At 64.4% G+C, this 16,666-nt stretch carries 12 protein-coding genes; 2 read left to right on the top strand and 10 right to left on the bottom strand.

What is annotated here, in order from left to right:
• Positions 1-135 precede the first annotated feature (135 nt).
• The gene (locus AC3A4H_RS21070) at positions 136-1,119 is read left to right on the top strand and encodes a zinc-dependent alcohol dehydrogenase family protein (protein ID WP_487768461.1); all 984 of its coding nucleotides are present in this window, start codon (positions 136-138) and stop codon (positions 1,117-1,119) included.
• 25 nt (positions 1,120-1,144) lie between these two features.
• Here the strand turns inward: AC3A4H_RS21070 and AC3A4H_RS21065 are convergent, their stop codons facing one another.
• The 3 genes from AC3A4H_RS21065 to deoC form a co-directional block, all read right to left on the bottom strand.
• Complete coding sequence (locus AC3A4H_RS21065) at positions 1,145-2,665, bottom strand: FAD-dependent oxidoreductase (RefSeq protein WP_487768460.1); 1,521 nt, start codon at positions 2,663-2,665, stop codon at positions 1,145-1,147.
• 250 nt (positions 2,666-2,915) lie between these two features.
• Positions 2,916-5,309 carry an aldehyde dehydrogenase family protein gene (locus AC3A4H_RS21060; RefSeq protein WP_487768459.1) on the bottom strand — a complete coding sequence of 798 codons (2,394 nt, stop codon included), beginning with the start codon at positions 5,307-5,309 and terminating at the stop codon, positions 2,916-2,918.
• A gap of 11 nt (positions 5,310-5,320) precedes the next feature.
• Complete coding sequence (deoC, locus tag AC3A4H_RS21055; RefSeq protein WP_487768458.1) at positions 5,321-6,367, bottom strand: deoxyribose-phosphate aldolase; 1,047 nt, start codon at positions 6,365-6,367, stop codon at positions 5,321-5,323.
• Positions 6,368-6,498: 131 nt separating this feature from the next.
• Between deoC and AC3A4H_RS21050 the strand changes: the two genes are divergently transcribed.
• A complete protein-coding gene (locus AC3A4H_RS21050; protein WP_487768457.1) occupies positions 6,499-7,227 on the top strand; it encodes a DeoR family transcriptional regulator in 729 nt (242 codons plus the stop codon).
• A gap of 56 nt (positions 7,228-7,283) precedes the next feature.
• Here the strand turns inward: AC3A4H_RS21050 and pyc are convergent, their stop codons facing one another.
• The 7 genes from pyc to AC3A4H_RS21015 form a co-directional block, all read right to left on the bottom strand.
• Complete coding sequence (pyc, locus tag AC3A4H_RS21045) at positions 7,284-10,742, bottom strand: pyruvate carboxylase (protein WP_487768456.1); 3,459 nt, start codon at positions 10,740-10,742, stop codon at positions 7,284-7,286.
• Between the two features lie 117 nt (positions 10,743-10,859).
• Positions 10,860-11,978, bottom strand: a complete 1,119-nt coding sequence (locus tag AC3A4H_RS21040) for a branched-chain amino acid ABC transporter substrate-binding protein (RefSeq protein WP_348780835.1) — start codon at positions 11,976-11,978, stop codon at positions 10,860-10,862.
• Positions 11,979-12,116: 138 nt separating this feature from the next.
• Complete coding sequence (locus AC3A4H_RS21035; protein WP_487768455.1) at positions 12,117-12,464, bottom strand: DUF6867 family protein; 348 nt, start codon at positions 12,462-12,464, stop codon at positions 12,117-12,119.
• A gap of 82 nt (positions 12,465-12,546) precedes the next feature.
• Positions 12,547-13,278 (bottom strand): ABC transporter ATP-binding protein, encoded by a 732-nt coding sequence (locus AC3A4H_RS21030; RefSeq protein WP_487768454.1) that lies wholly within the window; start codon positions 13,276-13,278, stop codon positions 12,547-12,549.
• Entirely contained in the window at positions 13,275-14,321 is a 1,047-nt protein-coding gene (locus AC3A4H_RS21025; protein WP_487768453.1) for an ABC transporter ATP-binding protein, read from the bottom strand. The genes AC3A4H_RS21030 and AC3A4H_RS21025 overlap by 4 nt, the downstream gene beginning before the upstream one ends.
• Positions 14,322-14,338: 17 nt before the next feature.
• Positions 14,339-15,727, bottom strand: coding sequence for a high-affinity branched-chain amino acid ABC transporter permease LivM (gene livM / locus AC3A4H_RS21020; RefSeq protein WP_487768452.1), 1,389 nt, complete (start codon positions 15,725-15,727; stop codon positions 14,339-14,341).
• A gap of 4 nt (positions 15,728-15,731) precedes the next feature.
• A complete protein-coding gene (locus AC3A4H_RS21015) occupies positions 15,732-16,634 on the bottom strand; it encodes a branched-chain amino acid ABC transporter permease (protein ID WP_348780830.1) in 903 nt (300 codons plus the stop codon).
• Between the last annotated feature and the right edge of the window lie 32 nt (positions 16,635-16,666).

Below are 16,666 nucleotides of genomic sequence, written 5' to 3'. Positions count from 1 at the left end.
GTCACGCCGACGGCCATGATCGGCAAGATTGCCAGACAGGTGCGGAGCGTGGTCAAATGACCTCGTAGGGCGCAAGTCCGCGCTGCGGCCACGGCTCGGCGGGATGCGGCCGAAGTCTCTGCGCTGGAGACGACCATGCGAGCAATGGTGCTGGAAGCAATCGGCAAGCCCCTGGTTCTCGAAGAATGGCCAGATCCTGATCCGGGAGCAGGCGAGATCAGGCTGGTGGTCGAAGCCTGCGCCGTCTGCCGCACCGACCTCCACGTCGTCGACGGCGAACTGCCCGACCCGAAGCTGCCGCTGGTTCCCGGCCACGAGATCGTGGGAATTGTCGATGCGGTTGGAGATGGGGTCGATCCAGCCCGCGTCGGTCGCCGGGTCGGCGTGCCCTGGCTCGGGCACAGCTGCGGAACCTGCCCCTATTGCCTCGCCGGTTCAGAAAACCTGTGCGATCGACCGCTGTTCACCGGCTATACCCGCGATGGCGGCTTTGCCACTCATGTCGTGGCAGACGCTGCATTTTCCTTCGATCTCGACATGGAGGCCGATCCCGTGTCGCTGGCGCCGCTGCTCTGCGCCGGCCTGATCGGCTGGCGATCTCTAAGGAAGGCCGGGGAGGGGCGGCGCATAGGGCTCTTCGGCTTTGGCGCGGCGGCGCATATCATTGCCCAGATCTGCCTCTGGCAGGGGCGGGAAGTATATGCCTTCACGAGACCCGGCGACCTAGAGGCTCAGAAGTTCGCGTTGAGCCTGGGCGCGGTGTGGGCCGACGGCTCTGACACGCGGCCGGAGACTCCGTTGGATGCGGCAATCATCTTTGCTCCTGTGGGCGATCTGGTGCCGGCCGCTCTCCGGGCAGTCAGGAAAGGCGGCCGCGTCGCCTGCGGCGGCATTCACATGAGCGATATTCCCTCAATGCCCTATGCACTTTTGTGGCAGGAGCGGGAGCTTGTTTCGGTGGCAAACCTGACGCGGGAGGACGCCCACACCTTCTTCCCGGTTGCGAGGCAGGCCGGCGTGCGCACCCGGACCATCCCCTATGCGCTGGAGCAAGCCAACACTGCACTTGCCGATCTTCGCGCCGGCCGCTTCAGCGGCGCGGCGGTTCTGGTGCCGTGAAGGAGCGGCGAGCCACCCGTCAGCGTCAGCTCGATGCTTCGGCCATCCTGGCCTCGAACTCCAGCGCCTGGATATCGCGGCCGATGGAGGCGATGGCGACCGTCTTCCCGGCCTTCCGGTATTCGACAAGGCAATCCCGGCGCTCGATGCTGCCGTCAATTTCGATCGAGTCCCAGGACCGGGCGTAGCCGACATAGCGGATCGTCACGTCGTAATGCGCGCTCCAGAAAAACGGCGGCGCCGAAAAGGGTATGCGCCGGCCCAGCATGTTCTCCGCCGCGGCCTGGCCGTGCCGCTCGGCCAGGACCCAGTGCTCGACACGCCGCCTTTCGCCGTCGGACTGCCATTCGGCAATGTCTCCGGCCGCGTAGATTCCGAGCACGCTCGTCTGCAGGAACTCGTCCACCAGCACACCGCTGTTTACGGCAATGCCGGCCTTCGCGGCCAGGGCGATGCGCGGCTTCACGCCGACGCCCATCACCACGAAATCGGCCTCGATCTCGCTTCCGTCGCTCAGCTTCAGCGATCGGTCGTCGATGCTTGCGGCGGTGGCTCCGAGGTGGAAATGCACCCCATGCTCTTCATGCAGCGACCTGATGAAGGCGCCGAGCTGCGGACCGAGCACCTTTTCCAGAGGCGCAGCCTCCGGCGCGGCCACGTGAACCTCCAGCCCGCGCTCCCGCAAGGCGGCAGCCACTTCCAGCCCGATGAAGCTCGCGCCGACTATCGCCACCTTCGCGGCGTTCTGTGCAGCTGCGATGATCGCGCGGCTGTCGGCGAGCGAGCGCAACACGAAGACGTTTTCGCGGTCCGCACCGGGGATCGGCAACCGCACCGGCTCGGCACCGGTCGCAAGGAGAAGCCGGTCGAAGGGAAAGCTGCGCCCGTCGGCCGCAATCACGGTCCGCGCCTCCGGGTCGATGCGCTCCACGCTTGTGCCCAGCTGCAGGTCGATCTGCTTCCTTGCGTAATATTTCGGCGAGCGCAGTGGAATCCATCCCTCCTCGGCCGTTCCGGCGAGATAGTCCTTCGACAGGTTGGGGCGATCATAGGGCGCGTCGGCGTCTGCGCTGAGCATCGTCAATTGCCCCGCATAGCCGCGACGACGCAACATTTCCGCCGCTGCGAACCCTGCCGCGCCACCGCCCACGATGACGATCCGCTGCGGGTCTCCGGCCGTATCCCGGGCACCTGAAGGTTCCGGCGAGATCTTGTCGCCCACCACGATCCGGTCGCCGTGGCGTTCTACCTTCCAGCACCCAACAGGGTCGAAAGCCGGGGCCGCCAGCGCTTCGCCAGTGCGCAAGCTGAAGCACGCATGGTGCCATGGGCAGCGAACCGTATCGCCCACAAGAATGCCGTCGCCCAGCGATGCCCCGTAGTGCGTGCATGTCGCGCTCACGGCAAGCACTTCGTCGCCAACGCGCGCAAGCACCACCGGCTCCCCGTCGACATGCCCCTGGATCAGCGACTTTTCGTCGAATGCCGAAATCGGCACGCCGGCACCGAGATCGGGACCCGCGTCGTGATCACCTTGCGAAGCCATGTTGCCTCTCCCTCACAGCTTGGCCCGCGCCTGAAGTGACGCGGACATGGCTGTTTGACGCCGCAAACCGCAATTGGTTCCCGGCGGGAGCTGCAATGGTGGAATTTTTCGATCGGCGGCAAATCGGCCCTCGCGGCGAGCGACGGGAGAAGCTCCGGAAGAGTGTCATTTGCCGGGCAAGTTTGCCTGCTGCCAAGACGATGCGGGCCACATCCGGCCCGCACCGCCGCAATCCATGAAGGCCTCGGCCCTACTCGCCGTAGGGCACCCAGATGTTCTTCACCTGCGTTGCCCGGCGCAGGAATTCCCGTCCCTGGCCGTCGCTCGAGGTCCAGTCACGCGCGCCGCCGCTCCACACCGGCTTGAGGTTGCCGGCGGAAGCCGTCTCGATCGTGGCTGCGTCGCCTGCCGTGCCGAAATCCCAAAGCGCTGCAACCTCGTCGTGCTCGGCCAGCGTCTTGGCAAGGCCCGCCGTCTCGCCGGTGACGATGCTGACCACGCCGGCCGGCACGTCGCTGGTGTCGAGCAACTGGTAGAAATCGGTCGCCGCCAGCGGATGGCGGGCCGACGGCACGGCGATGACGCGGTTGCCTGCGGCAAGCGTCGGCATAACGAGCGAGACGAAGCCGAGCAGCGGCGCCTTGTCGGGGCAGACGATGCCCATGATGCCGAAGGGCTCGTTCATCGCCAGCGTCACGTGGCGCGACTTGGTCGAGTGGACGGCGCCGTCATGCTTGTCGGCAAAGCCGGCATAGAAGAAGGTCCGGCGGATCGACGCCGCCACTTCCTCCGCCGCATCCTTGGCCGAGGCCCCGGTCATCGCGCGCAGCCTTGCCTCGAACTCGGCCGCTCGGGCCGACAGGTTTTCGGCGATGTAGTAGAGGATCTGCGCCCGGTTGTGCGCCGTCGCATCCCCCCAGCTTCCCGCCTTGGCGGCCGCTTCCACCGCGTTGCGGATGTCCTTGCGGTTGCCGAGGCCGGCATGGCCCACCGTCTTGCCGGCGGGATTGACCACCACATAGCTGTAGCCGGAATCCGGCCGCGCCTGCTTGCCGCCGATATAGAGCTTGGCTGTGCGGTCGATCGCATCGTCGGAGACGGGCGCCAAGGCCGTCGCGGCCGATGGCGTGGGGTTGAGCGCAGCCTTTGACGCCTCCGCGCCCTTGGCCGGCTTGCCGTTGGCGGGCACCAGGTATTCGTAGAGCCCTTCCCGGCCACCCTCGCGCCCGAACCCGCTTTCGCGGTAGCCGCCGAAGCCGGCGGCGGCATCGAACAGGTTGGTGGCGTTGATCCACACCACGCCGGCCTTCACGCGGGCGGCGAGATCGAGGCTGCGGTTGATGTTTTCCGACCAGATCGAGGCGGCCAGGCCGTAGCGCGTGTTATTGGCGAGCGCCACCGCCTCGTCCGGCGTACGGAAGGTCATCGCCACCAGCACCGGCCCGAAGATTTCTACCATCGCAACCGTCGAGGCCGGTTCGACGCCGGTCATCAGCGTCGGCGGGAAGAAGCAGCCTTTGGCCGGCAGCGGGATCGACGGCTGGAACACTTCGGCGCCTTCCTGTCTGCCCTTGGCCACCAGTGCGCCGATGCGCTCCAGCTGCTCGGTGGACACGACCGCGCCGATGTCGGTCGATTTCTCGAGGGGGTCGCCGACCCGCAGCGTGGCCATGCGGGCGCGCAGCTTGGCGTAGAATTTTTCGGCAATGCCTTCCTGCACCAGCAGGCGCGAGCCGGCGCAGCAGACCTCGCCCTGGTTGAACCAGATCGCATCGACCAGACCCTCGACGGCGCTATCGAGATCGGCGTCTTCGAAGACGATGAAGGGCGACTTGCCGCCGAGCTCCAGCGACAGCTTCTTGCCCGAGCCGGCCGTGGCGCGGCGGATGATGCGGCCGACCTCGGTCGAGCCGGTGAAGGCGACCTTGGCCACGCCCGGATGCCCGACCAGCGCCGCACCCGTGTCGCCCTCGCCGGTGACGATGTTGACCACGCCGTCCGGCAGGCCGGCCTCGCGGCAGATCTCGGCGAAGGCCAGAGCCGTCAGCGGCGTCTGCTCGGCGGGTTTGAGCACCACGGTGTTGCCGGCGGCCAGCGCCGGCGCGATCTTCCAGGCCAGCATCAGCAGCGGGAAGTTCCACGGGATGACCTGGCCGCAAACACCGACCGGCTGGTAGCCGGGAAACTCGCTTTCGATCAGCTCGGCCCAGCCGGCATGGTGGTAGAAGTGGCGGGCGACCAGCGGGATGTCGATGTCGCGGCTTTCGCGGATCGGCTTACCGTTGTCCATGGTTTCCAGCACGGCCAGGAAGCGGTCGCGCTTCTGGATATGGCGGGCGAGCGCATAGAGATGCCGCGCCCGCTCGTGTCCGGACAGCTTCGACCAGCTCTTGAAGGCGCGTGTGGCGGCTGCCACGGCGCGGTCGACGTCCTCGGCCGTGCCCCGGGCCACCCGGGCAAGCACCTTGCCATTGGCCGGGCTGGTCACCTCAAAGCTTTCGCTCGCCGCCGGGTCGGTGAACTTGCCGTCGATGAAGTGGCCGAAGCCCGCCTCATGCTGCCCGAGCCAGGCGACGACGTGTTCGTTGCTTTCGGGCGAGGGGCCATATTCCATGGTTTGCAGGATATCCTTGATGAGGGCCATGGGTGTCTCTTTCAGGCGAGTGCGTGCCGGTAGGCGGCGGAGTAGCGGCCGGTGACGAAATGCTCGAGCTGGCGCTCGATGTCGCCCAGCAGCGAGCTTGCGCCGATGCGGAAGAGGTCGGGCTCCAGCCAGCGCCGGCCAAGCTCCTCCTTCATCAGGAACAGCCAGTTCATGGCGTCCTTGGCAGTTTTCAGGCCCCCGGCGGGCTTGAAGCCGATCTTGAAGCCGGTCTCTTCTCCATAGTCGCGCAAGGCCCTCAGCATCACCAGGCTGACAGGCAGCGTGGCGTTGACGTCTTCCTTGCCGGTCGAGGTCTTGATGAAATCGGCGCCGGCCTGCATGGCCACCATCGAGGCCTTGTAGACGTTGCGCAGCGTCTTGAGGTCCCCGGTGGCCAGGATGGCCTTCAGATGCGCCTCGCCGCAGGCTTCGCGCATCGCCGCCACCTCGTCATAAAGCGCCTGCCAGTCTTGGTTGAACACGAGCGCGCGGTTGATGACGATGTCGATCTCCTGCGCGCCCTGCTCCACCGCATAGCGGATTTCGGCGAGGCGCTGCGGCAGAGGAGTAAGACCCGCCGGGAAGCCCGTTGCGACCGAGGCCACCGGGATGCCGGAGCCGGCAAGCGCCTTGACTGCGGCCGGAACCATGGCCGGATAGACGCAGACCGCGCCCACGGTGGGCGGCGCATCCGTCAGCCCCAGCCCCTCGACCAGCTCGTCGCTCAAGGGGCGCATCGCCTTGGCGCAAAGCCGGTGGACACGCCCGGGCGTGTCGTCTCCGGCAAGGGTGGTCAGGTCGATGCAGGTCAGCGCCTTCACCAGCCAGGCCGCCTGATATTCCTTCTTCACCGAGCGGCGGGTGGGGAGCGTCGCGGCGCGCCGCTCTACGGCGCTGAGATTGACCTGAACCGCCTCGAAGGCCTCGGTGCGCAACGGTGTTCCCTCGTTGCGCCGGAAGTTTTCAAGTCGTTGCGGCGTCGAATGATCCGGATTTGTCACGGATGGTGCCCGTCCTCTGGAGCCGACCCGGGCCTGCCTGGAGGGGCGCCGGCTCATTTTGTTAGAATTCCATCATTATGTTTCGATCGTTTCATGTTGACGTGAGAACTGTCAAGAGCGCATCTATCCGTATGCGGGTGCGACGACTGGCCGGGATGCCCGCAATTCGTGATCCGGATGGAGGCCACGTGAGCAGAACGGGACGCAGAAGCGAACGCCTGGATGCGCTGGGCGCGGTGTTGGAGAAAGAGGGCGTGCTGCGGCTGCGCGATGCTGCCGGTCAACTCGGGGTCTCCGAGATGACGATCCGTCGCGATATCACCGAGGCCAGGGATCGTTTCACCTGCCTCGGCGGCTATATCGTCGGTGCGCTCGATGGCCCGGCGGGCGGCGACTACTCGCTGGCCCGGGAAAGCGACAGCCATGCGGCCGCCAAAGCGGCGGCTTGCGCCGAGGCGGTGAAGCTCATCGAGGAAGACGACACCATCTTCATCGATTGCGGCACGACCACGCCGCACTTGGCCGCACGTATCCCGGAGGACATGCGCCTGACGGCGATCTGCTATTCGATGAACGTGGCCGAAATTCTCTGCCACCGCAGGAACACCCGGCTGATCATGCTTGGCGGCCTCTACCACCCCGAAGCGGCTTCTTTCTCGGGCGAGGAAGGGCTTGAGACGTTGAAGCGCATCAACCTCAACAAGGCGTTCATCTCGGCCGGCGGCGTGCACGAGACGCGCGGCGTCACCTGCTCGCATTTCCATGAGGTGCCCATCAAGCAGATGGCGATCGAACGCGCGCTGGAGGCGCATCTCGTGGTCGACGCAAGCAAGTTCGGCAAGGTCAGGCCGGCGCATTTCGCGCAGGTCTCTGCCTTCACCTCGGTCATTTCGGACCGCCGGGAAACCTCCGGGTAACACACGCTCTTCACGGCGCCCCGGCAGCAGGCCTGGGCGCCGTGAGGTTACGGAGGTTAGCCGAAGACCACCAGAAGGTCCTTGGCGTCGATTTGGTCGCCGGACCTGACCAGTACTTCCGAAACGGTGCCGTCGCGTTCGGCGTGAAGGGCGGTCTCCATCTTCATCGCCTCGATGGAAAGCAGCACGTCGCCTGCCTTGACGGGTTGTCCGGCGGCCACCGCCAGCGTCGAGACAACCCCCGGCATCGGCGCTCCGACATGCGCGTCGTTACCCGGTTCGGCCTTGCGCCGCGCCCTGGCGGCGGAAGTACCATGCGCCCGGTCCGGCACCTTCACGCGACGCGGCTGGCCGTTGAGTTCGAAGAACACCGTCACCATGCCCTTGTCGTCGACGTCGCCGATGGCCAGGCAGCGGACCACCAGTGTCTTGCCCTTTTCGATGTCTACGAAGATCTCGTCCTCGGGCTCCATGCCGTAGAAATAGGCCGGCGTGGGCAGCACGCTGACCGGGCCATAGCTTTCCTGAGCTGCCGCGAAGTCCGAGTACACCTTGGGGTACATCAGCCAGGATGCAAACTCGAACTCGCTCATCGAACGGCCGAGCTTTCCTTCGATCTCCTTGCGGTTGGCTGCAAGATCGGCCGGCTTGAGCAGCGAGCCCGGGCGCACGGTGATGGGCTTTTCGCCCTTCAGCGCCTTCTTCTGCAGCGCGGCCGGCCAACCGCCCGGCGACTGGCCGAGATCGCCGCGCAGCATCGACACCACCGAATCCGGGAAGGCGATGTCCTTCTCCGGGTTCTCGACGTCGGCGACGGTGAGGTCCTGGCTCACCATCATCAGCGCCATGTCGCCCACGACCTTGGAGGAGGGGGTAACCTTGACGATGTCGCCGAACATCAGGTTGACGTCGTGGTAGGCCTGCGCCACCTCGTGCCAGCGCGTCTCCAGCCCCAGCGAACGCGCCTGTTCCTTGAGGTTGGTGAACTGGCCGCCCGGCATCTCGTGCAGGTAGACCTCCGAAGCCGGCCCCTTCAGATCGCTCTCGAAGGCTGCATACTGGTTGCGCACGGCCTCCCAATAGAAGGAGATGCGGCGTATCCAGTTGGGATCGAGGCCAGGATCGCGCTCGTCGCCGCGCAGCGCCTGCACGATGGAGCCCAGGCAGGGCTGCGAGGTGTTGCCGGAGAAGGCATCCATCGCGGCATCGACGGCATCGACGCCGCTTTCGACCGCGGCAAGCACCGTGGCGGCCGACAGGCCCGACGTGTCGTGCGTGTGGAAATGAATCGGCAGGTCGGTTGCCTCACGCAGCGCCTTGAACAGAACGCGCGCCGCCGCCGGCTTGAGCAGCCCGGCCATGTCCTTGACCGCGATGATGTGGGCGCCCGCGGCCTCCAGCTCCTTGGTGAGACCGACATAGTATTTCAGGTCATACTTCGCCCGCGCCGGATCGAGTATGTCGCCGGTGTAGCAGATCGCCGCCTCGCACAGCTTGCCTTCGGCCAGCACGGCGTCCATGGCGACGCGCATGTTCTCGACCCAGTTCAGGCAGTCGAACACGCGGAACAGGTCGATGCCGCCGGCGGCCGCTTGGGCGACGAAATGCTGCACGACATTGTCGGGGTAGTTGGTATAGCCGACGCCGTTGGCGCCGCGCAGCAGCATCTGCAGCAGCAGGTTGGGCGCAGCCTCGCGAACCTGCGACAGCCTCTCCCAAGGGTCCTCGGTCAGGAAGCGCATCGCAACGTCGAAGGTCGCGCCGCCCCAGCATTCGAGCGAAAGCAACTCGGGCAGGGCGCGGGCATAGGTTCCGGCAATGCGAGCGATGTCATAGGTGCGCACGCGCGTCGCCAGCAGCGACTGGTGGGCGTCGCGCATCGTCGTGTCGGTAACGAGCACCCGCTTTTCGCCGCGCATCCACTCGGCGAATTTCTTAGGTCCGAGTGCGTCGAGACGCTGCTTGGTGCCGTCCGGCACGGGGCCGGTGAACCAGGGAATGACGGGGGCAGCGGCGTGCGGGTTGGGCTTGGCGCGGTCGCGCGTCTCCGGATGGCCGTTGACCGTCACGTCGGCCAGATAGTTCAGGAGCTTCGTCGCGCGGTCCTGGCGCTTGACCTGCGCGAACAGTTCCGGCGTGGAGTCGATGAACCGCGTCGTGTAGCTGTTCGCGCGGAAGTCGGGATGCGTGATGATCGCTTCCAGGAACGTCAGATTGGTCGCTACGCCGCGGATGCGGAACTCCCGAAGCGCACGGTGCATGCGCGCGATCGCCTCGTCCGGCGTCGGCGCCCAGGCAGTCACCTTTTCCAGAAGCGGGTCGTAGAAGCGGGTGATAACCGCGCCCGAATAGGCGGTGCCGCCGTCGAGGCGGATGCCGAAGCCGGTCGCGCCGCGATAGGCGGTGATGCGGCCATAGTCCGGGATGAAATTGTGCTCCGGATCTTCCGTGGTGATGCGGCATTGCAGGGCATGGCCGTTCAGCCGGATTTTCGACTGGCTGGGCACCCCGGATTCCGGCTTGCCGATCGCGAAGCCGTCGAGGATGTGGATCTGCGCCTTGACGATGTCGATGCCGGTCACCTCTTCGGTGACGGTGTGCTCGACCTGGATGCGCGGATTGACTTCGATGAAGTAGAATTTCCCCGTATCCGCATCCTGCAGGAACTCGACCGTGCCGGCGCCGATATAGTTGGTTTCCTTGGCGAGCTTCAGCGCGTGGCCGCACAGTTCCTGGCGCAGCTCGTCGCTGAGATAAGGCGCCGGGGCGCGCTCGACCACCTTCTGGTTGCGGCGCTGGATGGAGCAGTCGCGCTCGAAAAGATGCACGACATTGCCATGGGTATCGCCCAGCACCTGCACCTCGACATGGCGCGCCCGCTCGATCAACTTCTCGAGATAGACCTCGTCCTTGCCGAAGGCCGCCTTCGCCTCCCGCTTGCCTTCCGTGACTTCACGGGCGAGATCGGCCTCGGAGCGGATCGCGCGCATGCCGCGCCCGCCACCGCCCCATGAGGCCTTGAGCATGACCGGATAGCCGATCTCGGCAGCCAGCTTCTTGACCGCCTCCATGTCGTCGGGCAGCGGATCGGTTGCCGGGACGACCGGCACGCCCACTTCCATGGCGAGGTGGCGGGCAGCGACCTTGTTGCCCAGACGGCGCATGGTTTCGGGCCTGGGACCGATGAAGACGATGCCATTTTCGGCGCAAGCCTCTGCAAATTCAGGGCTTTCCGAAAGCAGCCCGTAGCCGGGATGGATCGCATCGGCGCCGGAAAGCTTGGCAACCCGGATCACTTCGTCGATCGACAGGTAGCTCTCGATCGGCCCCAATTCCCGGGCCAGATGGGGGCCGCGCCCGACCTGGTAGGATTCATCGGCCTTGAACCGATGCAGCGAATATTTGTCTTCCTCGGCCCAGATCGCGACGGTTTTGAGCCCGAGCTCATTGGCCGCGCGAAACACGCGAATGGCAATCTCTGAACGGTTGGCGACGAGGATCTTGCTGATCGGCAAAGGACTTTCTCCGATTGACGTTGGGAGAGGGGCGCCGGTCTGCTTAGCCTCACAATTGATGCGGTGCAAACAAAAATGCCCGGCGCAGGCGCCGGGCATTTGCTCTAGATTTGAAGCTTAGTCGATCTGGAAGTAGTTGTACTTGCCGTCGTCGCCCTTCTTCCACTGGTAGACCACGTAGTCGGCGTCGGTGCGGTCGCCCTTCTCGTTGAAGGAGAGATCGCCCAGCACCGTCTTGAAGGGGCCCTTGGACTTGATGGCCTTGGCAACTTCCTGCGGGTCGTTCGAACCGGCAGCGGTCGCAGCCTGCGCGATGACCTGCGTGGCGGCATAGGAGTAGAGCGTGTAGGCCTCGGGCTCGAAGCCGGCAGCGCGGAACTTCTCGACCACTTCCTTGGCGGCCGGGTTGTTGCGCGGGTCCGGACCGAAGGTGTTGTAGGTGCCCGCCACCGCATCGCCGGCGATCGAGGCGAGCTCGTTCGACACGATGCCGTCGCCCGAGAACAGCGGAGCCTTCAGGCCCTGGTCGGCCGCCTGGCGGATGATCAGGCCGGCTTCGGTGTGCAGGCCGCCCCAGTAGATCATGGTGACGCCGGCTTCCTTCATCTTGGCGATCAGCGCCGAGAAGTCCTTGTCGCCGGTGTTGACGCCTTCGTACATGACGTCCTTATGGCCGGCGGCAACGAGCGCCTTCCTGGTTTCGTCGGCAAGGCCCTGGCCGTAGGGGGTCTTGTCATGAATGACAGCCACCTTGGCGTCGGGGAACTTCTTGGCGATGTAGGCGCCGGCAATCTCGCCCTGCTGGTCGTCGCGGCCGCAGACGCGAATGGTATTCCACAGGCCGCGCTCGGTGAAGACCGGGTTGGTCGCGGCCGGCGTGACTTCCAGGATGCCGTTTTCGGCATAGACTTCCGAGGCCGGGATCGAGACGCCGGAGTTGAAGTGACCGACGACGAACTTCACGCCATCGGCAACGAACTTGTTGGCAACCGAGATGCCCTGCTTGGGGTCGGAAACGTCGTCGCCGACCGAAACCTTGATCTGTTCGCCATTGATGCCGCCCGCGGCATTGATATCTGCGGCCGCCTGCTCGGCGCCCTTTTGAAGCTGCGCGCCGAAGGCTGCGTTCGGGCCAGTGATCGGACCGCCGACGCCGAGCAGAATGTCTGCCCAGGCGCTTCCGCTGAACGCCATCAGCGCAGTCAGTGCAACTGCAGACAACAGTGATTTTTTCATTGAAACACTCCCATTAGACGGGCGGACGTGGATGATGCTTTCATGCGATGCCCACCCCTATCGCAGAAAGATTAGTTTGCCGATTTTCCGGCTATTGTCACGCCGATTCAAAGATGAACCGGCGCTATTATTTGCAGCTCAGGCCTTGTTTCTCCAGCTCAGCAAGGAGGCTCTTTCGTAAAGCCAGTGATATTGTGTCACCATCTGGTTGGTGCGCGTGTACTGGAAGCCGAGGGCTCCGAGAATAATGAGGACCAGCGTGTCCGCGGCATAGTATTGCAGCGAAAACATCGTTCCCTCGAACAGCGCGTGATGGATGAAACGCACCGCTACGCCAAGCAGCAGCAGATAGAACACCAGTGCAGCGAAGCTGCGCCAGGTCTGCGCGCAGGCGCGGCCGGTCATCCAGGCTGCCCAGCCGCCAAGCAGGCAGGTTACGAAAAAAAACTGCCAGATCGAGGCTTCTTCATAGAGAATGCCTTGCATTTCAACTCCTCCGCGCGGGCCTTTGGACCCTGTTCTGCGTATTAGCCCGTACGCGACCTGACCGCCGCGTGCATCGCCCCTGCTAGTGCCGGCCGCCTTCGAGATAGGCCGCGCGCACTTCCGGATCTGCCAGAAGTTCCATGCCGGAGCCGCTCATGGTGACGACGCCGTTCACCATCACATAGCCGCGATCCGCAAGCCGCAAGGCGCCGAAGGCGTTCTGCTCGACCAGGAATACCGTCAGGCCCTGCGTCTTGTTGAGAACGCGTATGGCATCGAAGATCTGCTTCACGATCAGCGGCGCCAGTCCCAGCGACGGTTCGTCGAGCAGCAGCAGGCGAGGGCGTGCCATCAGCGCGCGTGCTATCGACAGCATCTGCTGTTCGCCGCCCGAAAGCGTGCCGCCGCGTTGCGACACGCGCTCCTTCAGGCGCGGAAACAGCTCGAAGACCTTTTCGACGTCCTCGTCGAAATATTTCAGCTTGTCGAGGCTGGCGCCCATCTGCAGGTTTTCCATCACCGTCATGCGCGGAAAGATGCGCCGTCCTTCGGGGGACTGGGCGATGCGCAGACGGGCGATTTCATGCGTGGGCAGTTCGGTGATGTCGGTGCCGGCAAAGGTGATCTTGCCGGCGCGAGCCCGCGGATTGCCGAAGATCGTCATCATCAGCGTCGACTTGCCGGCGCCGTTGGAGCCGATCAGGGCGACGATCTCGCCTTCATTGACCGTGACGTTGACGCCCGCCAGGGCGCGGATATTGCCGTAATAGGTCTGAACGCCCTCGACCTGGAGCAAGGGTTTTGCCGTAATCATGTGCGCCTCTTGCCCTTGCCTGAGCCGGATCTGTCCGTGCTGCGCTTGTCTATCTGCAGCGCCTTGGATGCCTCGCCAGACACCCGGACGAGTTCACCATCTCCATTGCTGTGGCCGATCGTGTCGCTGACCGGCCCGGCCATCATCGACGAGGACGCTGACGGCCCATGCGCCGGGTCCGGTTCGCCATCCAGTTCGTGGATGACGTGCTCGTCTCCAACGACTGTCAGGACTTCCTCGACCTCCTCGTCGTCGACGCCGAGATAGGCGGCGATGACGCGCGGGTCGTTCTTCACCTTGTCCGGATTTCCGTCGGAAATCTTGCGGCCATATTCCAGCACCACGACGTGGTCGGAGATCTGCATCACCACCGACATGTCGTGCTCGATCAGCAGGATCGAAGTGCCGCTGTTTTCCTTGATGTCGTTGAGCAGCGTGTTCAGCGCCAACGATTCCCTGGGGTTCAGGCCGGCCGCGGGTTCATCGAGGCACAGGAGTTCCGGTTCGGTGCACATGGCGCGCGCGATTTCCAGCCGGCGCTGCGCGCCATAGGGAAGATCGCCGGCCGGGTCATCGGCACGGTCGAGCAGTTCGGCCTTGTCCAGCCAGTATCTGGCCATGTCGATGGCGTCGGCGGAGGCCTTGTGGTAGCCGCCGATGCCGAGCAGGCCAAGCACCGTGAAGCCCGAAGCCCGCATGAGCTTGTTGTGCTGCGCAACCAGCAGGTTTTCCAGCACCGTCATGCCCGAGAACAGGCGGATGTTCTGGAACGTGCGCGCCACCTTGGCATGGGCGGTGATGCGGAAGTCCGGCATGCGTTCCAGCAGGAACTCGTTGCCGTCGCGGCCGGTCATGCGGATCAGGCCTTCGGTCGGCTTGTAGAAGCCGGTGATGCAGTTGAAGACGGTCGTCTTTCCCGCACCGTTCGGTCCGATCAGCGCTGTGATCTCGCCGCGGCGGGCCTCGAAGGACAGGTCGCCGATGGCAACCAGCCCGCCGAATTTCATCGAAAGATGCTCGACCGAAAGAATCGGCTTGTTCATGTTCGTTCCCGTAGCCATCAGCCGTGCCCTTCCTTGGTAAAGGAGGCCGAGACGGCTTTTCGTTCGTGCAGGAAGGCGCTCGGTTCACGGCTGCCGACGAAGCCGCGCGGCTTCCACAGCATGACGATGACCATGGCGCAGCCGAACAGCAGCATGCGGTAGAGTTCCGGTGTGAAGCCTTCGCCGAAAACCGCCTTCAGGAACTGCATCTCGCGCAGGATTTCCGTGCCGCCGATCATGACCACGGCGGCAACGGCGATGCCCGTGAGCGAGCCCATGCCGCCAAGCACCACGATGGCCAGGATCATTGCCGATTCCAGGAAGACGAAGGATTCGGGGCTGACGAAGCCTTGCCGGGCAGCGAAGAACGAACCGGCGAAGCCGCCGAACATGGCGCCCGTGGCAAATGCCGACAGCTTGGTGGTGGTGGTGTTGATGCCGAGCGACCGGCAGGCGATCTCGTCCTCGCGCAACGCTTCCCACGCCCGGCCGACGGGCATGCGCCGCAGCCGGATGGTGACGAAAGCGGTGAGCAGCGCCAGCAGCAGGATCAGATAGAAGAGGAAAATCTTATAGTAGGCGCCCGACTGGGCAATGTTCAGCACTTTGGCGATGTAGTTCTCATCGCTGACATTGAACGACATCAGGCCGAAGAAGCTGACCTTCGGGATGCCGGAAATGCCCGCCGAACCATTGGTCACGTCGCGCCAGTTGATGAGCACAAGGCGGATGATCTCACCGAAGGCGAGCGTGACGATGGCCAGGTAGTCTCCGCGCAGCCGCAGCACCGGGAAGCCGAGTATGACGCCCCAGAAGGCGGCCATGATGCCGGCCATCGGCAGCAGCACCCAGAACGACCAGCCGAACTGACTGCCAAGCAGCGCATAGGAATAGGCGCCGACGGCGTAGAAGGCGACATAGCCCAGGTCCAGGAGGCCGGCGAGGCCGACGACGATGTTCAGGCCCCAGGCCAGCATCACATAGATCAGGATCTGGATGCCGAAATTGTCCACCCATTTGAGCGAACCCTGGAAGCCGAACAGCAGCACCATCAGCACGGGGTAGAAGAACAGTGCGACGATGGCGAGGGTGGAGAAGTTGCGGCGCACGAAGCCCTTCTCGACCTTGGTCGCGGCGCGGCTTTTCTCCGCGCTGCGGCGCTCGATGGCCGGCTGCACGAAGGCCACGAAGAGGAAGCGGCCCGCCATCGTAAGCGCGACGATGATGGCCAGGACGCCCCAACGCTGCACCAGGACGAGCTCGTTGTGGATGTTCTGGTCGGTCTTGAGGCCGATCAGCAGGACGAACAGCCCGAGCGAGACCAGGCCCGCATAGATCGCCTCGCGAAACGCACGCGCAAACGGCCTGCCGATTTCTTCCCGGCTCACGGAAATTGCTTCAGCCATGATCTCAGACCTTTTCCACTTCCGGCCGGCCCAGAATTCCGGAGGGCAGGAAGATCAACACGATGGCCAGGATGGAGAAGGCCGCCACGTCCTTGTAGTCGATGGAGAAATAGGCAGACCACATGGACTCGATGAAGCCGATCATGAGCCCGCCGATCACGGCGCCCGGGATCGAGCCGATGCCGCCCAGAACGGCTGCGGTGAACGCTTTCACGCCCGGCACGAAGCCGTCGGAGAAGACCACGACGCCGTAATACATGAGGAACAGCGTGCCGGCGACGGCGGCCAGGCAGGCGCCCATGATGAAGGTGATGGAAATGGTGCGGTCGACGTCGATGCCCAGCAGCGCGGCCATCTTGCGGTCCTGCTCGCAGGCGCGCTGGGCGCGGCCAAGCGAGGTCTTGTTGACCAGATACCAGAAGATCGCCAGCAGGGAGGTGGTCACCAGCACGATGATGATCTGCTTCAGCGAAACGCTGATCCCCTCGATGGTGTAGACAGTCGACACCATGGGCGGAATGGGCTTGTTGCGGGGGCCTTGCGTAACCTGCACGAAGTTGGACAGCGCGATCGACATGCCGATGGCGGTGATGAGCGGCGCCAGCCGGAAAGACCCGCGCAACGGGCGGTAGGCCACCTTCTCGATCGTCCAGTTGTAGAGGCTGGTTAGCAGCATCGCCACGATCATCATGATCAGCAGCGCGACGACTACCGGCACCGAGTAGAAGAAGGCCACCAATATGAGAAAGACGATCAGGGCCGTGAAGGCGCCAACCATGAAGATGTCGCCATGGGCGAAGTTAATCATGCCGATGATGCCGTAGACCATCGTGTAGCCGATCGCGATCAGCCCATAGATCGATCCCAGCGTCAGCCCGTTGATAAGCTGCTGGATGAAATATTCCATGTAGATGCGGCTCCCCTGGGATGTCGCCTGAC

The sequence above is a fragment of the Pseudaminobacter sp. Soil_N_29 genome (genome assembly GCF_057656055.1).
Note: the sequence above shows the minus strand (reverse complement) of the source record. Positions and strands in the feature narration are given on the sequence as shown.